We start from the raw sequence: 19292 nt of genomic DNA on the forward strand, positions 1-19292 counted from the left end.
CTAACCGGACCCCGGTCCGGATGATTACCCCGCTGTTTCCGCATGTTTCAGCACCCTGGAGACCCCATGTCTGTCCGTATCCTCGCGCTCGTCGGCTCGCTGCGCGCCGGTTCCACCAACCGCCAGCTGGCCGAGGCCGCTGCCAAGCACGCCCCCGAGGGCGCCGAGGTCGAGCTCTTCGAGGGCCTGGCCGACATCCCCTTCTACAACGAGGACATCGACGTCGAGGGCAGCGTCCCGGCCGCAGCGGCCCGGCTGCGCGAGGCCGCGGGCAACGCCGACGCGTTCCTCTTCGTCTCCCCCGAGTACAACGGCACCATCCCGGCCGTCCTGAAGAACGCCATCGACTGGCTGTCCCGCCCGTACGGCGCCGGGGCGCTCACCGGGAAGCCGGTCGCCGTCGTCGGCACCGCCTTCGGCCAGTTCGGCGGGGTGTGGGCACAGGACGAGACCCGCAAGTCCGCGGGGATCGCGGGCGGCAAGGTCCTGGAGGACGTCAAGCTCTCCATCCCCGGCTCGCTCACCCGCTTCGCCGAGACCCACCCGGCGGACGACGCCGAGGTCGCCTCGCAGATCGCCGAGGTCGTCTCCCGTCTCCACGGCCACGCCACCGCCGCGGCCTGACGGACGGACGCGTCGCCGCGAGAGGCCCGGGCCGTACGGCTCGGGCCTCTGGCGTCCGCGGCGAACGCCGGCGCGGACGGGACGGGATCGGCGCGCCCGAGGCCGCGGCGGTCACCTGGTCGGACCTCCGGACACGCGGCGGCGGCACGGCGGCCGAAGACTGACGGGGAGTCAGAAGGAGTCGGCGCCCGAGAAGAGGAACCGTCATGTCCACAGCCGCTGCCGCCCCGCACCCCGGCACCTCGGCGGTGGAGCCGCTGCCGGAGCTCGACATCCCCGACGCGGCCCGGCAGAACCGGCTGACCGTGCTGCTCCGCGTACTGCTGCTGGTCCCGCAGCTGATCGTGCTCTTCTTCCTGGGCATCGCGGGCTTCTTCGCGACCGTCGCGGCCTGGTTCGCCGGGCTGGTGCTGGGCCGGCTGCCGGCGGGCCTGGCCGGATTCCTCACCGGGGTGCTGCGCTACGACACCCGGGTGACCGCCTCGCTGATGCTGCTGGTCGACCGCTATCCGCCGTTCGCCCTGGAGGACCGGGCGGACTACCCGGTACGGATCGAGGTGCGGCCGGTGCCGCTGAACCGGCTCGCGGTGTTCTTCCGGATCCTGCTGATGATCCCGGCGGTGATCGTGGAGTCGCTGGCGACCGGCGGCTGGTGGGCGGTCTCGTTCCTGATCTGGCTGGTCGTCCTGGTCCTGGGCCGGATGCCGAAGCCGCTCTTCCAGGCCACCGCGGCGATCCTGCGCTACCGGATGCGGCTCGGCGCGTACCTCATGATGATCACCTCGGCCTATCCCAAGCGGCTCTTCGGCGACCCGGTGCCGGTGGGCGCCGCCTGGGGGCGGCCGCAGTCGGCCACCCGGCCGCTGCTGATGGGCACCGGCGGCCGGGTGCTGGTCATCGTCTTCCTGGTGCTCGGCCTCCTCAGCGGGGCGGGCAGCGGCGGGGGCGCGAGCACCTCGGACACCGACGGGGGCACGAACGCCGCCGCGCGGCTCACCCCCGCCGGCTGAACGGTCAGCGCCGGACCTGGGCGAGGGTCTCCCAGAAGAGGCGCTCATAGGACTGGAGGAGGCCGCCGTACTCCAGGGCCAGCCCGCAGTCGGCGCCGTCGATGGCGGCGAACGCCGGCTCCTCGGGGGCGGGCTCGGCGAAGAGGTCGAAGAAGCCGCAGGCCTCGGCGGAGAAGCCGTACTGCTCGCGCAGAGCGCGCGACAGCCGGGCGCAGTAGCCGCCCCAGGCCGAGAAGTTGGCGGTCAGGGCGAGCGCGGTGGAGGCCGGATGGCCGTTGAGGGCCAGCCAGGCCTGGTACGCCGGATAGGCCTGGCAGCCGGCCAGCGGGGAGCGGCTGAACAGCGCGATGTCGTCCGGCAGGCCGCAGGCGGCGCCGAGCGCCGGGAGGAGCTCCAGGGCCCGGGCCTCCCCCGCGGCCAGTTCGGCGAACCAGTGCCCGGCCGGGGTGTCGGCGGCCCGGCCGGCCAGGAAGAGGAAGCTCCGCCGGTCGGAGGCGATCACCCGGCGCTGCTGGGCGGCCAGTTCGCCGATCACCGAGACCGGCGCGCGGCCCGTCTCCACCAGGGGCAGCAGCGGGTTGGCGTCCTCGGCCGGGGTGAGCCGGGAGCGGAGGATCTCCACCAGCTCGGCGGGATCGTCGGGGTGCTCGCAGACGTGCTGCGCGGTTTCCGCGGACATGATGCTCCCTGGGCCGGCGGTCGTCCTGCTCGGGTCACTCCCCTTCAGCGTAGGACGGGATCCGCCGGCCGCGGAGGTGACGCACCGTCGAGTACGTCCAGACGACGAGGCCGGCCAGGGGCAGCGCCGCCGCGAGAAGGCTGACCCCGCCCCAGCCGTAGGACTCGTCCACCGCTCCGGCCGCGGCCGAGGCGATCGCGCCGCCGACGAAGATGGTGGTCATGAAGACGGTGTTCACCCGGGCCCGGGCGTCCGGGCGGAGCCCGTAGATCTCCCGCTGGCTGAAGACCTGGTGGCTCTGCACGGCGAGGTCCAGCAGCACGCCGGCGACGGCCAGCAGCACCACGCTGCCCGAGCCCACCCGGGCCAGCAGCAGCGCGAGGACGGCGAGCGCCAGCGCGATCCCGCTGCCCGCGCGCCCCAGCCCGCGGTCGCCGAGCCGTCCCGCGACCGGTGCCGCGGCTGCCCCGCCCGCGCCGACCAGGGCGAAGACGGCGATTCCGAGCTGGCCCATGTGATGCTGCCGGATCAGCTCGAAGGAGATCGCGGTCCAGAAGCAGGAGAAGGCGCCGAACATCATCGCCTGGCAGAAGGCCCGCCGGCGCAGCGCCGGCTCCTCCCGCACCAGGTGGCCGATGGTGACCATCAACTGGGCGTAGCTGCTGCGGTGTTCGGGCTTGCGCCGGGGCAGCACCCGGACCAGCAGCGCGCCCAGGGCGAGCATCAGCACGCCGGAGACCAGGTAGATGGTCCGCCAGCCCCAGGCCGCCGCCACCAGGCTGGAGACCGTGCGGGCGAGGAGGATGCCGAGCAGCAGCCCGCCCATCACGGTGCCCACCGCCCGCCCGCGCTCCTCCTCGGGCGCCAGGTGGGCGGCGAGCGGCACCAGGATCTGCGCCACCACCGAGGTGACGCCGACCAGCACCGACATGGCCAGGAAGACCCCGAAGCCGGGGGCCAGTCCGGCGGCGAACAGGGCGGCGGCGGTGACCAGCAGGGTGCGCGAGGCGAGGGCCCGGTTCTCCAGCAGGTCGCCGAGCGGCAGCAGGAACAGCAGGCCGATGGCGTAGCCGAGCTGGGTGAGGGTGACCACCAGCGTCGCGCTGCCCTGCGAGACGCCGAAGGCGTGGGCGATCGGCGCCAGCAGCGGCTGGCCGTAGTAGAGGTTGGCCACCGTCAGACCGCAGGCCACCGCGAGCACCAGCATCACCAGCCGGAGCCGCTCCGGGGTGAGCGGGCCGGCGGCGGGCCGCGCCTGGGGCGCCTCGGGGCCGGGTTCGCGGGCGACGGTCCGGTCCTCGGATATCGGGCGCTGCATACCGGGTGCTTCCTCGTCTCTCCCTGGTCGGTTCCTCGGTCATCACGATAAGTGATCATCGGACCCGCCCGGCCACCCCAGCCTGGTACTCCTGGTTCCCCCCTGCGCGCCCGCGGGTCCGGGCGGCGCACAATGACCCGGCGGGGACGCGATCAAGAGGGACACGAGCGAGCGGGACCAGGTCCCGGAGGAGGACGGCAGGTGGACGCGTTGGCGGCGCTGAACGGGATGCGGCCGGAGCGGCTGACGGGCGCCCGGGTGGTGGTCGGCCCGGAGCTCTCGGAGGAGCTGTGCGCCGGGCTCGCCGGGGCCCTCGCCGGAGACGGCGTCCCGGTCTCCCGCTGGGACCCGGCGGACGGCGGGGACGGCCCGCTGGTCTACGTCGGCGGGCGCCCGGCGGCCGAACTGCGCGGGGATCCGCGGCTGGTCTGGTTCCACAGCGCCAGCGCCGGGGTGGACGCCGCGCTCTCCGGCGGGTGGCCCGAGGGCGTGCTGCTGACCCGCACGGTCGGGCGGATGGCGGAGCGGATGGCCCAGTACGTCCTCGGCTGGGTGCTGGCCGAGGCCCAGCACGTCCCGGTGTATCTGCGGCAGCAGGCGGACCGGGTGTGGCTGCGCCGCCCCGGGGAGCTGGTGGCCGGGCGGACGGCGGTGGTCTTCGGCGCGGGCAGCATCGGCTCGGAGATCGGCGGCCTCCTCCGGCGCTGCGGCGTCCGCACCGTCGGGATCGCGCGGACAGCCCGGCCGGACCGCTCCGCGGAGGGGTTCGACCGGCTGCTGACGCTGGATCAGGCGGCCGCGGAGGGCGTCCTCGACGAGGCCCGCTGGGTGGTCGGCGTGCTGCCGCTGACCGCCGGCACCCGCGGCTACTTCGACCGCGGCTTCTTCGACCGGCTGGGCGCCCGCCCGTCCTTCCTCAACCTGGGGCGCGGGGCGGCCGTCGACCTGCCCGCGCTGGCGGCGGCGCTGGAGTCGGACCGGGTCCGCTCCGCCGTGCTGGACGTGGTGCCCGAGGAGCCGGCCGGCCCAGACGCCCTGTGCTGGCGCCTTCCCCGCACCGTGGTCACCTCGCACTCCTCCGGCGTCACCGACGACGAGGACGTGATCCGGGACCTCGTCGCCGCCCGCCGGGCGCTGGCCTCCGGCGGCCTGCCGGCGCTCACCGTCGATCCCGCGCGCGGGTACTAGAGGGCCCCCTCGGCCCGTCCCGCACAGCGGGCAAACGGGCACCAATCACCGCCGCGATGGTCACAGTTCGCTCACAAGGACGGGGTGCGCACGGAAATCCCCAAGGACCTGGCATGAACGCCGCTAATCTGCGGGCTTCGCCGGGCCGGCGGACCCGCCGGCCCGCTCTCCTCGACCAGCACTGTGGGGGTCACCGTGAACATCGATTTCACTCATGAGCCGCTCTTCTCCTGGTATGTGGTCCTGCTCGTCTTCAGCGGCATCGTCACGCTGGCGACCGTGGCGGTGAAGCCGCAGGCGCAGAAGCTGGGTTGGCGGATCCTCAGCATCGTGGTCGGTGCCGGCTTCATCGGGTACGGCATCTATCTCGGCTTCGTCTTCAAGGGCGGCCACTACATCATCTTCTTCAAGGCCTTCATCGTGCCGATCGTGCTGGTCGTCAACGCGGTCCGGTCGATCACCGCCAAGCGCCGGGTGGCCGCGGCCGCCTGACGCCGGGGCTCAACCGGAACCGCCGTCGCGGGGACCGTTCTCCGAGCCGCCTTCGGGCGGTCCGGCCGGGACGGTCTCCGCGCCCGCCAGCGCCGGGAGGCGGTGGACCTGGGCGTGGCCGCGGCGGCGGACGCCGCGGACCGGGCGGAGATGGCCGATCTCCCGGCGCAGCGCCGGAGCGAGCTGCGGACCCAGCACCACCCCGCAACCGAGGGCTATGGCGATCCCGGACGCGGTGACCAGGGCCGACATCCCCGGCAGGTACTGGCCGGTGCTCAGGTCGACGAAGCCCCGGTACAGCGAGAGTCCCGGCACCAGCGGGAAGATCCCGGCCATCACGATCACCAGCGGGGGCACCCGCAGCCGCCGCGCGCACAGCGCCCCGGCAAGACCGATGCCCAGGGCGGCGGCGAAGGAGGCGGCCACCGTGTTCGCGCCCACGACCGTGGCCAGCAGATAGAGCAGGGAGCCCGCGGCCCCGGCGGCGCCCGCCGCCGCGGCGGCCCGGAACGGGGCGTAGTTGGCGATCGCCGCCGCCCCCGCGCCGACCGCTCCGGCCAGCATCCGGGTGGGCACGCTGACCAGCGCGACCGGGAGCTCGGGGGTCACCCGCACGTCGACCCCGGCGAAGACGCCGCAGCGGACCGCGATGCTGACCCCGATCAGCACCCCGATCGAGGAGAGGAGGATCTCCACCCCGCGCGAGGTGGCGGTGAGGAGATAGCCGGTGATCGCGTCCTGCACGGTGCCCACCGTGGCCAGTCCGGACAGCAGCACCGCGATGTTGGCCGCGACGACCAGCGAGGGGCCGGTCCCCGAGGGCAGCCGGCCGGCGGCGTCCAGCGCCACCGTCACCCCCGTGGCCAGCGCGGCCCCGATCACCTGCTGGAAGAAGAGCGGCACCCGGCGGGCGTTGAGCGCCCGGCCGACCCGGTCGATCAGCGCGGTGGTCACCCCCGCCACCAGCACCACCAGTGCCCCGGCGCCGAGCAGCAGGGACATGCTCGCCGCCATCACCGCCAGCGCCGCTGTGGAGACCCAGCGCGCGTACCGGTGGCCGCCCTTGGCCAGCTCCACCAGTTCCGGCTCGACCTGGTCCAGCGGCGGCCGCTCGGCGGCGATCCGCTGGGCGAGCTCGGTCGCCTCGTAGAGCCGGCTGTAGTCCGGGGAGCGGGAGGGGACCAGCCACATCGCGGTGACCGGCGCCCCGGGGACCCCGCGCGGCACCGAGAGGGTGATGGTGTCCCCGGTGACGCACACCTGCGGCTCCGGCACCCCGTACGCCCGCGCCGCGGCCAGCACCGAGTCGGCCGTGTCGGCGCTGCCGGCCTGCCTGGCCAGCAGCGCCTCCCCCAGCCGCAGCGCCACGTCCAGTACGCGGCGGACATGGGCCTCGCTCGCTCGTGCTTCCGTGCTACCCGTCTCCATCGCAACCACGGCGAGCGCGTTCCCCGGACGCCACGGCGCTATTCCGGATTCCGGGCCGAACCGTCGGGATCCGGCCGCACCACCGGGGTGCGGGCCGCGACCCCCGCGCCCGCCAGGCACAGCACGGCGGCCAGGCCGAAGCAGAGGGCCCAGCCGGGGGCCGCGGTGCCGGCGACGAGCAGGACGGCGGCGCTGACCTGGCTGCCGAGGCCGCCGCCGACCCGGCGGACGGTGCTGTTCAGGGCGGTGGCGACGGCGGCATGCTCCTCGTCGGCGCCGAGGGTGGCCAGGGCCCCGCTCGCGCCGATGGCCAGCCCGGCCCCGCAGCCGAGGACGAAGCCCGCGGCGCCGAAGCCGACCGCGGTGGCGCCGCTGCCGAAGGCCATCCCGCCGGCGCCGAGCGCCATCAGCGCCAGCCCGATCGCGTACGGCCGGCGCGGGGTGGCGGCGCCCTGCATCCGGCGCAGCGCGGGGGCGGCGAGCAGTTGGCCGACGGCGATCGGGAGGAGGTAGAGGCCGATCACCGCGGTGCCCGCGCCGAAACCGTGCTTCGGATCCGCCACCAGCCGTGGCAGCAGGTAGTACACGCCGAACAGGGCGTAGCCGACGGCCAGGGTGGCGCCGTTGGTCCACAGCTCGGTCGGTGAGCGCAGGGTGCCGGCGTCCACCAGCGGCGAGGCGGCGCGGTTCTCGTGGCGCAGCCACAGCCCGCCTGTGGCCCCGGCGGCGATCAGCAGGACGGCGGGCAGCGCCCAGCCGAGGCCGTGCTGCTTCGGGGCCACGGTCAGGGCGACCAGCAGCAGCGCCAGCGAGCCGCCGAGGAGGGCCCCGCCGGGCGCGTCGACTCCCCCGGTGGAGGGGCCCGGGCGACGGGGCACCCAGCGCAGCAGGGCCGGGATGGCCAGCGCCACCACGGCCGCCCCCACGGCGAAGACCAGCCGCCAGGAGACCGCCGCGGTGAGCGGTCCGGCGGCGGCGAAGCCGAGGGCCGTGCCGATCCCGAAGCCGCCGGTCAGCAGGCCGGTGGCGAAGGAGACCCGATCGGCGGGCAGCTCCTCGCGCACCACCGAGAGGGAGAGCGGGTAGACCGCCCCGCCGACGCCCTGCAACGCCCGGAAGGCGATGATCACGACGGCGTCGGGGGCCAGCGCCGCGCCCACCGAGCCCGCCAGGAAGACGCCCATGCCGAGGACCAGCATCGGCCGCCTGCCGTACCGGTCGGCGAGCCGTCCGACCACCGGCGCGGCCACCGTCGCCACCAGCAGGTATCCGCTGAGCAGCCAGGCCCCCCAGCTCTGGCCGATGCCGAGCGCCCGCTCGATGTCCGGGATGACCGGCACCACCGCGGTCTGCTGGTAGGCGAAGGCGATGTCGGCCGCGGCCAGGGCGGCCAGGAACGGCATGCCGGCGGTTCGAGCCGACATCCCGTCAGCTCCGGGCCAGGGACGGGATGATGCCGCCGGCGCGGACGACGGCGCGCTGCCGGGTGGAGAGCCGGTGCCGTAGCCGGTACTCGGTGCCGTCCGCGCCGGTGGCGAGGATCACCGGTGGAGCGTCCTCGGCCAGCGACTGGTGGAGGTCGTCGAGGATCAGCTCGTCGTCGCGGTCCAGGCGGTCGTAGTCCGCCACGTCCTCGAACTCCAGGGGCAGCACGCCGAAGTTGACCAGGTTCTGCCAGTGGATCCGGGCGAAGGACTTGGCCAGCACGGCGTGGAGGCCGAGCAGCCGGGGGCAGATCGCCGCGTGCTCGCGGGAGGAGCCCTGGCCCCAGTTCTCACCGGCCACGATGGCGTGCCCGCCGTCCTCCCGGCTCGCCGCCGCCCGCTCCGGGTAGTCGGGGTCGATCCGGGTGAGGGTGAACTCGGCGAGCTTCGGCAGGTTGGAGCGGTACGGCAGGGCCTTGGCGCCGGCCGGGGAGATCTCGTCGGTGGAGACGTCGTCGCCGGCCTTCAGCAGCACCCGCAGGGCCAGCCGGTCCGGCAGCGGTTCCAGCTCGGGCAGGGCGGAGATGTTCGGACCGCGCTCCAGCTCGGTGTCCACCGCCCGCTGGTGCGGCGGGGGCTCCTCGAGGGAGGTGAGGTTGACGGTGTAGCGGTCGGGCTCGGTGAACCGGGGGTACTCAGCCTTGTTCTCCTCCGCCCAGCGGCGGGGGTCGGTGATCCGGCCGGTCAGCGCGGAGACCGCGGCGGTCTCCGGGGAGCACAGCCACACCGCGTCCTCCTCGGTGCCGGAGCGGCCGGGGAAGTTGCGCGGGAAGGTGCGCAGCGAGTTGCGGCCGGCGGCCGGCGCCTGCCCCATGCCGATGCAGCCCAGGCAGCCGGCCTGGTGCAGCCGCGCGCCGGCGGCGATCAGGTCGAGGACCGCCCCGGAGCGGGCGAGGTCCTGGAGGAGCTCGCGGGAGGTGGGGTTGACGTCGAGGCTGACGCCGGGGGCGGTCTGCCGGCCGGCGACGATCCCGGCGGCCACCGCGAAGTCCCGCAGTCCGGGGTTGGCGGAGGAGCCGATCACCGACTGGGCGATCTCCTCGCCCTCGACCTCGCCCACGGGCACCACGTCGCCGGGCGAGGAGGGGCGGGCGATCAGCGGCTCCAGGGTGGAGAGGTCGATCTCCTCGGTCTCGTCGTACCGCGCGTCCGGGCCGGCGGTGAGCATCGCGAAGTCCTCGCCGCGGCCCTGGGCCCGGAGGAAGTCGCGGGTCACCCGGTCGGAGGGGAACACCGAGGCGGTGGCGCCGAGTTCGGCCCCCATGTTGGCGATGACGTGCCGGTCCATCGCCGAGAGGTGGTCGAGTCCGGGGCCGTGGTACTCCAGGATCCAGCCGACCCCGCCCTTGACGCCGTGCCGGCGCAGCAGCTCCAGGATGACGTCCTTCGCCGAGACCCAGGGCGGGAGCTGGCCGGTCAGCCGGATGCCCCGGATCCGCGGCATCACCAGGTGGAGGGGCTGCCCGGCGATGGCGAGCGCGACCTCGAGTCCGCCGACTCCGACGGCGAGCATCCCCAGCGCCCCCGCGGCGCAGGTGTGGGAGTCGCTGCCGGCCAGCGAGCGGCCGGGGACGCCGAACCGCTGCATGTGCACCGGGTGCGAGACGCCGTTGCCGGGTTTGGAGTACCACAGGCCGTAGCGGTGGGCGGCCGAGCGGAGAAAGGCGTGGTCCTCCGCGTTGCGTTCGTCGGCCTGGAGCAGGTTGTGGTCCACGTACTGGACGCTGACCTCGGTCTGCGCCCGGTCCAGGCCCAGCGCCTCCAGCTCCTGCATCACCAGGGTGCCGGTGGCGTCCTGGGTCAGCGTCTGGTCCACCCGGAGGGCGATCTCCTCGCCGGCGGTCATCCGCCCCTCGACCAGATGGTCCGCGATCAGCCGGTACGCCAGCGAACCGTTCTGCGCGCTGCGCGCCTCCTGCTCGGCGGTCATGGCGGCCTCCTCCCTGACTACGTCTCCGTACACGCCTCAGTCGGCGCGGGTACCCGGACGGGAGCGGCCCAGACAGGCGATCGCGGGGTCGGAAGCAGGGCTGCCATCAACCCGACTTTGACTTTCGATAAGAAATCATTCAATCTTCTGGTCATGTCCTGTGATCACGCCCCGCTTCGCGCCGCCCATCGGCTGGCTCTCATCGGCGTGACCGGACTCTGTGTGGCCGACGTCCACTGTCGCTGAGGGCCCCGCCCCGCACCGCGACCTCCGCCACCCCTCTTCTTCACCCCTCACCACACTTCACCGGTCCCGTGCCTCTCCACGGCCGCGAAAGGCCCGTACAGCCATGTCCCACAGATCTGCCCTGCTCCGCCCGCTCAGCGCCGCCGCCGTCACCGCGGTCCTCGTCGGGGGGCTCGCCGCCTGCGGGCCGAAGGGCTCCGGCTCCAGCGCCGATTCCGCCCCGCACAAGGGCGGCACGCTGACCGTCCTCGATCAGGGGACGCAGAGCGACTTCGACCCCGCGCGGCTCTACACCACCGGCGGCGGCGACGTCCCGTCGCTGGTCTTCCGCACCCTCACCACCCGGGCCCGGGTCAGTGGCGAGGCCGGCACCAAGGTCGTGCCGGACCTGGCCACCGACACCGGCGAGCCCTCCGCCAACGCCACGGTGTGGACCTACCACCTCAAGCCGGGGCTGAAGTTCGAGGACGGGACGGCGATCACCAGCGCCGACATCAAGTACGGGATCGAGCGCTCGTTCGCCCCCGAGCTCTCCGGCGGGCCGCCGTACTTCCGCGACTGGCTGGTCGGCGGCGCCTCCTACCAGGGCCCGTACAAGGACAAGTCGAAGGACGGGCTGGCCTCGATCGCCACGCCGAACGCCACGACCATCGTCTTCCACCTGACCAAGCCCGAGGGCGACTTCCCCTACCTCGCCACCATGTCGCAGTTCGCGCCGGTGCCGAAGGCCAAGGACACCGGGGCGGACTACTACAAGCACCCGGTCTCCTCCGGCCCCTACGAGGTGGTGGAGAACCAGAACGACGGCGTGCAGATCGACTTCAAGCGCAACCCGTACTGGTCGGCCGGCACCGACAGCCAGCGCAAGGCCTACCCGGACCGGATCGACTACACCGGCGGGCTGGACGCGTCAGTGATCAACCAGCGGCTGTCGACCAGCGCCGGCGCGGACGCCGACGCGGTCACCATCGACACCAACCTCGGCCCGTCCGAGCTGGCCCGGGTCCGCAACGACAAGGACCTCGCCTCCCGGGTCGCCACCGGCCACTTCGGCTACACGGACTACCTCGCCTTCAACCCGAAGGTGAAGCCGTTCAACGACATCCGGGTGCGGGAGGCGATCTCCTACGCGATCAACCGCACCTCGGTGGTGAACGCGGCCGGCGGCTCGGCCCTGGCCACCCCGGCCACCACCTTCCTGCCGAACCAGAAGGCCTTCGGCTACACGCCGTACGACGCCTTCCCGGCCGGGGCCACCGGCAACGCGGCCAAGGCCAGGCAGCTGCTGGCGCAGGCCGGTTACCCGCACGGGCTGACCGTCACCCTGACCCACTCCACCTCGGACTCCAGCAACGAGGGCCCGGCGGTGGCCAGCGCGGTACAGGACGGCCTCAAGGCCGCCGGGATCACCGTCAAGCTCGCCCCGATCCAGGACAGCGACTACTCCAGCACCGTCGACTCGGTGAAGACCGAGCCGGGATTCTTCCTGGCCGGGTGGGGCGCCGACTGGCCGTCCGGCGGGCCGTTCCTGGCCCCGATCTTCGACGGCCGGCAGATCGTCGCCAACGGCGCCAACTTCAACTCGGCGCAGTTGAACGACTCCTCGGTGAACGCGGCGATCGACCGGATCGACGCCATCACCGACCACGCCAAGGCCGCCGAGCAGTGGGGCGCGCTGGACAAGCAGCTCGGGCAGCAGGCGCTGACCGTGCCGCTCTTCCACCCGGTCTACGAGCGGCTGTACGGCAAGAACATCCGCAACGTCGTGATCAGCGACTGGGACGGCCGGGTCGACGTCGCCGACGTCGCCGTGAAGTAAGCGGGCCGGAAAAGCAGATGAGCACGACCGACGTACTCTCCGGGGCGGCCGAGCGGGTCGCCCCGGCCACCGGGGCCCGCCAGGTGTGGCAGCGGCTGCGCGCCAACCGCGCCGCCATGGCGGGCCTGGTGGTCCTCGTCCTGCTGGTACTGGTCGCGGCCACCGCGCCGCTGCTCGCCTCCCTGGAGGGGCAGAGCCCGTACGCCTACCACGACTCGCTGCTGGACTCGGCGCTCGGCGGTTCGCCGATCGGGTCCTTCGGCGGGATCAGCGGCTCGCACTGGCTGGGGGTGGAGCCCGGCAGCGGGCGCGACCTGTTCGCCCGGCTGGTCTACGGGGCACAGATCTCGCTGCTGGTCGCGGTGGGCTCGACCGTGGTCCAGGTGCTGGTCGGACTGGCCGCGGGGCTGGCGGCCGGGCTGGGCAACCGCCTCCTGGACCAGGTGCTCGGCCACACCACGGACGTGATGCTGGCGCTGCCCTCGCTGGTCTTCGCCATCGCGCTGATGGCCGTGGTGCCGTCCGGGTTCCCGCGTCCGCTGCTGCTGATGCTGGTCATCGGCCTCCTCGGGTGGGGTGGAACGGCCCGGGTGGTGCGGGCGCAGACGCTCGCCCTCAGGGAGCTCGACTACGTCGCGGCGGCCCGGCTGGGCGGCTCCGGCCCCTGGCGGATCGCCCGCCGGGAGCTGCTGCCCTCGCTGGCCGCTCCGGTGATCACGTACGCGGCGCTGCTGCTGCCGTCCAACGTGGTCAGCGAGGCCGGGCTGTCCTTCCTCGGCGTGGGTGTCAAGCCGCCGACCGCCTCCTGGGGGCAGATGCTGTCCTCGGCGGCCACCTGGTTCCAGTCCGACCCGATGTACGTCCTGCTGCCGGCCGTGCTGCTCTTCGTCACCACCCTCTCCTTCACCGTCGTCGGCGACGCGCTGCGAGCCGCGCTCGACCCGCGGTCGGCCTCCAGGGCCGGGCGGATCAGGCGGCTGCGGCGGAAGCGGACGGCCGCCGAAACCGCGGTCGACGGTGCGGGCCCGACTACCGGAGGTGCGGCATGACGCGCTTTCTGCTGCGCCGGCTGGCCGGCATGCTGGCCGTCCTCTTCCTCCTCTCGGTCGTGGTCTACGCGGTCTTCTACCTCGCCCCGGGCGACCCCGCGCAGCTGGCCTGCGGCCCCAAGTGCAGCCCGGCGCAGGTCGCGCAGGTGCGCGAGCGGCTGGGCCTGGACGCCCCGGTGTACCTCCAGTACGCCCACTTCCTCCAGGGCCTCGTCGCCGGGCGGACGTTCAGCACCGGCACCGGCCTGATGAACTGCCACGCTCCCTGCCTGGGCGTCTCGTACCACACCGGCGAGCAGGTCACCTCGATGATCGCGAGCCGGCTGCCGGTCACCGCCTCGCTGGCGCTCGGCGCGATGGTGCTGTGGCTGGCGCTCGGCGTCGGCACCGGGCTCCTCTCCGCGCTGCGCCGGGGCGGGATCACCGAGCGGGTGCTGACCGGGCTGACCCTGGCCGGGAACGCCGTCCCGGTCTTCGTCATCGGCCTGCTGCTGCTCCTCCTCTTCTGCGCGTATCTGCAGTGGCTGCCGTTCCCGAGCTACGTCGGGCTGACCGAGGACCCGCAGCAGTGGTTCTGGGGACTGCTGCTGCCCTGGGTGTCGCTGGCCCTGATCGAGAGCGCCAAGTACGCCCGGCTGACCCGCTCCTCCATGCTGGAGACGCTGGCCGAGGACCACATCAGGACCTTCCGCGCCTACGGCGTCAGCGAGCGGCGGCTGGTCACCCGGCACGCCCTGCGCGGGGCACTGATCCCGGTGATCGCGCTCAGCGCGATGGACCTGGGCACCATGTTCGGCTCGGCGGTGCTCACCGAGTCCCTCTTCGGCCTGCCCGGTCTGGGACGGCTGCTGGTCTACTCGGTGAGCGTCATCGACCTGCCGGTGGTGGTCGGCCTGGTGCTGGTGACCGGCTTCTGCGTGGTGCTCGCCAACGCCTTCGCGGACGTGCTCTACGCCGCCGCCGACCGACGGGTGGTGCTGACATGACCTCCGCTATCCCCGAGCAGGGCCGCGCGGCCTCGGACGGGCGGCCGCTCGTCGAGGTGTCCGGTCTCGTGGTGGACTTCCCGGTGGACGACGGGCCCGCGGTCCGGGCGGTGGACGGCATCGACTTCACCCTGATGCCGGGTCAGGCCCTGGCGCTGGTCGGCGAGTCCGGTTCCGGCAAGAGCACGGTCGCCTCGGCGCTGCTCGGCCTCCACCGCTCCACCGGGGCCCGGGTGGCGGGCAGCGTACGGGTGGCCGGGGTCGATCCGCTGACCGCCGAGGGCGAGGAGCTGCGCCGGCTGCGCGGCGGTCTGGCGGCGATGGTCTTCCAGGACCCCCTCTCCTCCCTGGACCCGTACTACTCGATCGGGGACCAGATCGCCGAGGTGTACCGGGTCCACAACCGGGTCGGCCGGCGGGCGGCCCGGGCCCGGGCGGTGGAGGTGCTGGACCGGGTCGGCATCCCGGACGCGGACCGTCGCGCCCGCTCCCGTCCGCACGAGTTCAGCGGCGGGATGCGGCAGCGGGCGCTGATCGCGATGGCACTGGCCTGCGAGCCGCGGCTGCTGGTCGCGGACGAGCCGACCACCGCCCTGGACGTCACCGTGCAGGCCCAGATCCTGGACCTGCTGCACGAGTTGCGCGCGGAGACCGGTGCCGGGCTGCTGCTGGTCACCCACGACCTCGGGGTGGCCGCGGGCAGCGTGGACCGGGTGCTGGTGATGAAGGACGGCCGGGCGGTCGAGGACGGCGAGGTCGGCGACGTGCTGGGCTCGCCGGCCGAGCCGTACACCCGGCGGCTGCTGGACGCGGTGCCGCGGGTGGAGACCGCGGAGCGGGCCGAGATCGTCGAGCGGGTGGAGACCGTCGAGCGGGTCGCGTCGGTCGAGCGTGACGCTGCCGCGGGAGCGGCGGAGCCGGTCGCGGAGGACGCCGGGCCGGGCGAGGTGCTGCTCCGGGCGACGGATCTGCGGCGCGAGTTCCATCGGCGCGGGGCGCCCAGGATCGCCGCCGTGGACGGCGTCTCGCTGACCGTCGGCGAGGGCGAGGCACTCGGCGTGGTCGGCGAGTCCGGCAGCGGGAAGACCACCCTCGGCCGGATGCTGGTCCGCCTCCTCGACCCGACCTCGGGCCGGCTGGAGTACCGGGGCCAGGACATCGGCACGCTGAAGGAACGTCAGCTCCGGCCCTTCCGCAGCGAGTTGCAGATGGTCTTCCAGGACCCGGTGGCCTCGCTCAACCCGCGCCGCAGCATCGGCGAGTCCATCGCCGACCCGCTGCGCGCGGCCGGCGTGCTCGACGAGCGGGGGATCACCGGCCGGGTGCGGGAACTGCTGGAACGGGTCGGCCTCGACCCCGACTGGTACAACCGCTACCCCCACGAGTTCTCCGGCGGGCAGCGCCAGCGGGTCGGCATCGCGCGGGCGCTGGCGCCCGAGCCCCGGCTGATCGTCTGCGACGAGCCGGTCTCCGCACTGGACGTCACCACCCAGGCCCAGGTCGTCGAGCTGCTCGGCGAACTCCGGCGCGAACTGGGCCTGTCGCTGGTGTTCATCGCCCACGACCTGGCGGTGGTACGGCAGGTCAGCGACCGGGTCGCGGTGATGCGGGCCGGGCGGGTGGTGGAGAGCGGCACCGTCGAGCGGGTCTTCGAGGCGCCGGCGCACGCGTACACCCGCTCCCTGCTGGACGCCGTGCCGGTCCTCGACCCGGCGGAGTCGGCGGTCCGCCGGGAGGCGCGCCGCGCGGCCCGCCGGGCGCCCGCAGAGGCGGACGCCCTTGCGGGGCAGGCCAACTGACCTTCCGTCAGGATTACCGGTGCGGGCCCGGTCGGCGCACCATGAAGACGTCGACCGGGTCCTCCGCCTCCACGGTGAACCCGTGCCGCTCGTACAGCCGTTGGGCTGCGCTGCCCCGGAGGACGTTCAGCCGGACCGGGGCGCCGGCGGCGTCGGCCCGCCGCAGCAGGGTCCGCAGCACCGCCGTGCCGATGCCGGCCCCCTGGCAGGACTCGGCGAGGTAGAAGTGCTCCAGCCACCAGCCGTCCTCCTCCGGACGGAGGGTGACCGAGCCCGCGAGAGCACCGCCGACCAGGACGATCGAGGTGTGCCGGCTGGAGAAGCCGTCCCGCAGCCGCTGCCTGACCCGGTGCTCGTCGTACCGCCCCAGGCGTTGCAGGTCCGGCCGCATGACGACGGCCCGCAGCTCAGCGATCGCCTCCACGTCCGCCGGCTCCGCCGCGCGCAGCTTCCAGTCCGCCATGGCCGCGAGTATCCCAGTGGCCGGCGGGTCGGCGGGGCGGGGGCGCGGGGAGGGGTGCGGGGAGCGGACGCGGTCACCGCAGGGGAGGGCTCACGTCAGTCGAGGAGGGTCGGCTCGGCCTCCAGCTCGGCGCGGACGGCGGCCTCCCAGAAGCCGATGAAGCGGTTGCCGTCCCCGCGCGCCGAGCGCTCCCGCCACCACTGCGGCAGCCTGCTCTCCGCCATGCTGCCGGCCGCCCGCACCATCCACGCGTTGCGGCAGCGCTGTTCGAGCGAGACCGCGCGCTGGTGGACCGCACGGACGGTGGAGCCCAGGACGAGGACGCCGTGCCCGGCGAGCAGCGCGAGCTCGGCGCCGCCCATCGCGGCGACCGCCCGGCCGGCCGCCTGCGGCGAGTCGACCCCGCCGCCGTACTCGTCGACGAGCACCAACTCACCGCCCCCGCCCAGGCTGGAGCTCTGGTCGTAGGCCTGCGGGACCTCCGCCATGTCGGCCCAGACGGTGCCGAACCGCGGGTGGCTGTGCACGGCGACGCCGATCCCGGGGCGCTGCCGGTGGAGCGCCAGATGCAGCGGGATGCCCAGCGGCACCGGCCACTCCCCCTCGACGACCTCGCCGTCCAGGTCGATCCTGATCACCTCGCTGGGGCGGAGCTCCCGCCAGGTCAGCAGCCAGGGATTGCAGAGGAGGGTGCCGTCGCCGAGGTTGTAGGTGATGTGGCCGGCCAGGTGGTCGTCGTAGCCCTCCCGCCAGAGGGCGCGGGCGAGGAGGGCGATCTCCTGGGCCGGCGTCAGGTCGGGGATCAGCTTGTCGGGGCTGGGGACGAACGGCATGGTCCTCTCCTCGCCGGTCCAGTCTGCTTGCCTGGGCGGTTCTGCCGGGTCTGCGGGGTCTGCGGGGTCTGCGGGGTCTGCGGGGTCTGCGGGGTCTGCGGACCCTTCGGGCCCTTCGGGCTTTGGGCACTGAGGGGGGCCAGGGGGTCAGGCCGCCGCCCGCTCCAGGATGTGGACGCCGCAGGCCGAGCCCAGGCCGATGACGTGGGCCAGGCCGACCCTGGCCCCCTCGATCTGCCGGTCGCCCGCCTCCCCGCGCAGATGGTGGGCGATCTCCCAGACGTTGGCGATACCGGTGGCCGAGATCGGGTGGCCCTTGGACTGCAGCCCGCCCGAGACGTTGACCGGCAGCCGGCCGTCCCGCCAGGGCGCCCCGGAGGCGAAGAAGTCCACCGCGCCGCCCTCCTCGCAGAGCCGCAGGTTGTCGTAGTGCACCAGCTCGGCGGTGGCGAAGCAGTCGTGGAGCTCCACCAGATCGAGGTCCTCCGGGCCGACGCCGGCCTGTTCGTAGGCCTGGTCGGCGGCGTTCCGGGTCAGCGTGTTGACGTTCGGCAGCACCTGGCAGGCCTCCTCCCAGGGGTCGCTGGTCAGGACGGAGGCGGTGATCTTGACGGCCCGCCGCCGCTGACCAGGCGAGAGGGTGCGCAGCCGGGTGCCGCCGACCAGTACGGCCGCCGCCGCGCCGTCGCAGTTGGCGGAGCACATCGCCCGGGTGTTGGGGTAGGCGATCATCGGCTCGGCCATGATCTGCTCGGCCGACATCGGCCTGGTGTACGCCGCCAGGGGGTTGAGGGTGGAGTGGGCGTGGTTCTTCTCGCTGATCCGGGCGAACAGCTCGAAGTCCGCGCCGCCGTAGCGGTGCGCGTACTCCATTCCGACCTGGGCGAAGACGCCCGGCATCCCCTGGGTGCCGATCCGGCCGTCGGTGTCGCCGACCGCCCCGAAGCGCCCTGTCCTGGTCCACTCCTCGGGCTCGGCGCGGCGCGGGCGGGCACCCAGATGTCCGGCCCCGGCCAGCTTCTCCACCCCGACCGCCAGCCCCATGTCGGCCTCGCCGGCCTTGATCGCCATGGACACCGTACGCAGCGCGGTGGCGCCGGTGGCGCAGGCGTTCTGCACGTTGAAGACGGGGATGCCGGTCTGCCCGATCTGCTTCTGCAGCAACTGGCCGACGCTGCCGCCCATCCCGAGGAGGTTGCCCGCGGCCAGGACGCCCATCTCCTTCATGGTCACCTCGCCGTCCCGGAGGGCGCCGAGAGCGGCCTCCGCGGCCAGGTCGATCAGGTCCAGATCGCGGTGCTTGCCGAACTTCGTCATCGTGGCGCCGAGCAGCCACACGTCCTCAGCCATCAGTTCCGTCCTTCCGAGGCGCCGTCCTCGAGGGGTGCGAAGCCGAAGTTCACCGCGTCCACGCCCTTGCCGTCGGTGCCGGCCACATAGGTGGAGAGGGCGACCCTCATGCCGAGCCGGATGTGCCCGGGATCCGGCTCGGTGCCGATGATGTTGCCCGCCACCTTGGTCCCGCCGCAGTCCACCACCGCCGCCGCGTACGGCACGGGGATGCCGGGGGCCGCCGCCGTCACGATGGTGAAGGAGGTCACCTCGCCGGTGGTGGGGAGGTCCGCCGGGGCGAACTCGGTGCCGCCGCAGGACGCGCAGGCGTTGCGGCGGTCGAAGTAGCGGGCGCCGCACTCCGCGCACTCGTGGGCGACCAGGTGCGGCTCCGGGCCGAGGACCAGGTAGTCGACGTAGGGAATCCGACTGATCTGGCCGATCTGACTGGACTGACCGAACTGACTGCTCCGACCGATCTGAGCGCTCACCAGGATGGCTCCTTCCGCCCCCGGCCGGCGCCGGGCCGCGGCCGTATCTGACGACCCGTCAACTCTTCTTGAGCGCAAGGTAAACGGATATTGTATGTTCTTCAAGCCCGCGCCATCGGGA

At 73.7% G+C, this 19292-nt stretch carries 18 protein-coding genes; 9 read left to right on the forward strand and 9 right to left on the reverse strand.

Annotated elements, in window-relative coordinates:
- Window positions 1-66 precede the first annotated feature (66 nt).
- Both BS73_RS06120 and BS73_RS06125 read left to right on the forward strand, forming a co-directional pair.
- On the forward strand, window positions 67-624 hold the full coding sequence (locus BS73_RS06120) for an NAD(P)H-dependent oxidoreductase (RefSeq protein ID WP_037570298.1): 558 nt from the start codon (window positions 67-69) through the stop codon (window positions 622-624).
- Between the two features lie 206 nt (window positions 625-830).
- A complete protein-coding gene (locus BS73_RS06125; protein WP_051939552.1) occupies window positions 831-1634 on the forward strand; it encodes a DUF4389 domain-containing protein in 804 nt (267 codons plus the stop codon).
- Window positions 1635-1638: 4 nt separating this feature from the next.
- On the opposite strand, the gene BS73_RS06130 is transcribed toward BS73_RS06125, so the two are convergent.
- Window positions 1639-2313: a transcriptional regulator gene (locus tag BS73_RS06130; protein ID WP_200886649.1), complete on the reverse strand. Its 675-nt coding sequence runs from the start codon at window positions 2311-2313 to the stop codon at window positions 1639-1641.
- 34 nt (window positions 2314-2347) lie between these two features.
- Entirely contained in the window at window positions 2348-3631 is a 1284-nt protein-coding gene (locus tag BS73_RS06135) for an MFS transporter (RefSeq protein WP_084703838.1), read from the reverse strand.
- 201 nt (window positions 3632-3832) lie between these two features.
- On the opposite strand from BS73_RS06135, the gene BS73_RS06140 reads away from it, so the two are divergent.
- Together BS73_RS06140 and BS73_RS06145 are read left to right on the forward strand one after the other, a co-directional pair.
- Complete coding sequence (locus BS73_RS06140) at window positions 3833-4819, forward strand: NAD(P)-dependent oxidoreductase (protein ID WP_235215322.1); 987 nt, start codon at window positions 3833-3835, stop codon at window positions 4817-4819.
- A 195-nt stretch (window positions 4820-5014) separates the two neighbouring features.
- On the forward strand, window positions 5015-5311 hold the full coding sequence (locus BS73_RS06145; RefSeq protein ID WP_152617531.1) for a hypothetical protein: 297 nt from the start codon (window positions 5015-5017) through the stop codon (window positions 5309-5311).
- A 9-nt stretch (window positions 5312-5320) separates the two neighbouring features.
- Here BS73_RS06145 and BS73_RS06150 read toward each other — a convergent pair whose 3' ends face one another.
- From BS73_RS06150 to BS73_RS06160, 3 genes are read right to left on the reverse strand one after another with little or no spacing between them, the layout of a single operon-like run.
- Entirely contained in the window at window positions 5321-6739 is a 1419-nt protein-coding gene (locus BS73_RS06150; RefSeq protein WP_084703839.1) for a threonine/serine exporter family protein, read from the reverse strand.
- A 38-nt stretch (window positions 6740-6777) separates the two neighbouring features.
- Window positions 6778-8163, reverse strand: coding sequence for an MFS transporter (locus BS73_RS06155; protein WP_084703840.1), 1386 nt, complete (start codon window positions 8161-8163; stop codon window positions 6778-6780).
- Window positions 8164-8167: 4 nt separating this feature from the next.
- Window positions 8168-10153 (reverse strand): aconitate hydratase, encoded by a 1986-nt coding sequence (locus tag BS73_RS06160; RefSeq protein WP_037570303.1) that lies wholly within the window; start codon window positions 10151-10153, stop codon window positions 8168-8170.
- 153 nt (window positions 10154-10306) lie between these two features.
- On the opposite strand from BS73_RS06160, the gene BS73_RS40900 reads away from it, so the two are divergent.
- The 5 genes from BS73_RS40900 (at window position 10307) to BS73_RS06180 (ending at window position 16052) form a co-directional block, all read left to right on the forward strand.
- Complete coding sequence (locus BS73_RS40900) at window positions 10307-10399, forward strand: Ms4533A family Cys-rich leader peptide (protein WP_407674968.1); 93 nt, start codon at window positions 10307-10309, stop codon at window positions 10397-10399.
- A gap of 103 nt (window positions 10400-10502) precedes the next feature.
- Entirely contained in the window at window positions 10503-12218 is a 1716-nt protein-coding gene (locus BS73_RS06165) for an ABC transporter substrate-binding protein (RefSeq protein ID WP_037570305.1), read from the forward strand.
- Window positions 12219-12235: 17 nt separating this feature from the next.
- The gene (locus BS73_RS06170) at window positions 12236-13267 is read left to right on the forward strand and encodes an ABC transporter permease (protein WP_037570308.1); all 1032 of its coding nucleotides are present in this window, start codon (window positions 12236-12238) and stop codon (window positions 13265-13267) included.
- A complete protein-coding gene (locus BS73_RS06175; RefSeq protein ID WP_037570311.1) occupies window positions 13264-14253 on the forward strand; it encodes an ABC transporter permease in 990 nt (329 codons plus the stop codon). Before BS73_RS06170 ends, BS73_RS06175 begins: the two co-directional genes overlap by 4 nt.
- Window positions 14250-16052: a dipeptide ABC transporter ATP-binding protein gene (locus tag BS73_RS06180; RefSeq protein WP_051939555.1), complete on the forward strand. Its 1803-nt coding sequence runs from the start codon at window positions 14250-14252 to the stop codon at window positions 16050-16052. Before BS73_RS06175 ends, BS73_RS06180 begins: the two co-directional genes overlap by 4 nt.
- 13 nt (window positions 16053-16065) lie before the next feature.
- Here BS73_RS06180 and BS73_RS06185 read toward each other — a convergent pair whose 3' ends face one another.
- The 4 genes from BS73_RS06185 to BS73_RS06200 form a co-directional block, all read right to left on the reverse strand.
- Window positions 16066-16515 (reverse strand): GNAT family N-acetyltransferase, encoded by a 450-nt coding sequence (locus BS73_RS06185; RefSeq protein ID WP_037570313.1) that lies wholly within the window; start codon window positions 16513-16515, stop codon window positions 16066-16068.
- 95 nt (window positions 16516-16610) lie between these two features.
- The gene (locus BS73_RS06190) at window positions 16611-17348 is read right to left on the reverse strand and encodes a class II aldolase/adducin family protein (protein ID WP_037570314.1); all 738 of its coding nucleotides are present in this window, start codon (window positions 17346-17348) and stop codon (window positions 16611-16613) included.
- Between the two features lie 147 nt (window positions 17349-17495).
- A complete protein-coding gene (locus BS73_RS06195) occupies window positions 17496-18698 on the reverse strand; it encodes a thiolase family protein (RefSeq protein ID WP_200886650.1) in 1203 nt (400 codons plus the stop codon).
- The gene (locus BS73_RS06200; protein WP_200886651.1) at window positions 18698-19171 is read right to left on the reverse strand and encodes a Zn-ribbon domain-containing OB-fold protein; all 474 of its coding nucleotides are present in this window, start codon (window positions 19169-19171) and stop codon (window positions 18698-18700) included. Before BS73_RS06200 ends, BS73_RS06195 begins: the two co-directional genes overlap by 1 nt.
- Window positions 19172-19292 lie beyond the last annotated feature (121 nt).

It is taken from the genome of Phaeacidiphilus oryzae TH49 (assembly GCF_000744815.1).
GTDB classification, from domain to species: domain Bacteria; phylum Actinomycetota; class Actinomycetes; order Streptomycetales; family Streptomycetaceae; genus Phaeacidiphilus; species Phaeacidiphilus oryzae.

Excerpts from the sequence above, each read along its gene's own strand:
- BS73_RS06165 (WP_037570305.1), top strand. The coding sequence starts at position 10,503 with ATGTCCCACAGATCTGCCCTGCTCCGCCCGCTCAGCGCCGCCGCCGTC.
- BS73_RS06120 (WP_037570298.1), top strand. The coding sequence starts at position 67 with ATGTCTGTCCGTATCCTCGCGCTCGTCGGCTCGCTGCGCGCCGGTTCC.
- BS73_RS06195 (WP_200886650.1), bottom strand. The coding sequence starts at position 18,698 with ATGGCTGAGGACGTGTGGCTGCTCGGCGCCACGATGACGAAGTTCGGC.
- BS73_RS06180 (WP_051939555.1), top strand. The coding sequence starts at position 14,250 with ATGACCTCCGCTATCCCCGAGCAGGGCCGCGCGGCCTCGGACGGGCGG.
- BS73_RS06160 (WP_037570303.1), bottom strand. The coding sequence starts at position 10,153 with ATGACCGCCGAGCAGGAGGCGCGCAGCGCGCAGAACGGTTCGCTGGCG.
- BS73_RS06190 (WP_037570314.1), bottom strand. The coding sequence starts at position 17,348 with ATGCCGTTCGTCCCCAGCCCCGACAAGCTGATCCCCGACCTGACGCCG.
- BS73_RS06170 (WP_037570308.1), top strand. The coding sequence starts at position 12,236 with ATGAGCACGACCGACGTACTCTCCGGGGCGGCCGAGCGGGTCGCCCCG.
- BS73_RS06155 (WP_084703840.1), bottom strand. The coding sequence starts at position 8,163 with ATGTCGGCTCGAACCGCCGGCATGCCGTTCCTGGCCGCCCTGGCCGCG.
- BS73_RS06130 (WP_200886649.1), bottom strand. The coding sequence starts at position 2,313 with ATGTCCGCGGAAACCGCGCAGCACGTCTGCGAGCACCCCGACGATCCC.
- BS73_RS40900 (WP_407674968.1), top strand. The coding sequence starts at position 10,307 with ATGTCCTGTGATCACGCCCCGCTTCGCGCCGCCCATCGGCTGGCTCTC.
- BS73_RS06150 (WP_084703839.1), bottom strand. The coding sequence starts at position 6,739 with ATGGAGACGGGTAGCACGGAAGCACGAGCGAGCGAGGCCCATGTCCGC.
- BS73_RS06175 (WP_037570311.1), top strand. The coding sequence starts at position 13,264 with ATGACGCGCTTTCTGCTGCGCCGGCTGGCCGGCATGCTGGCCGTCCTC.
- BS73_RS06125 (WP_051939552.1), top strand. The coding sequence starts at position 831 with ATGTCCACAGCCGCTGCCGCCCCGCACCCCGGCACCTCGGCGGTGGAG.
- BS73_RS06185 (WP_037570313.1), bottom strand. The coding sequence starts at position 16,515 with ATGGCGGACTGGAAGCTGCGCGCGGCGGAGCCGGCGGACGTGGAGGCG.
- BS73_RS06135 (WP_084703838.1), bottom strand. The coding sequence starts at position 3,631 with ATGCAGCGCCCGATATCCGAGGACCGGACCGTCGCCCGCGAACCCGGC.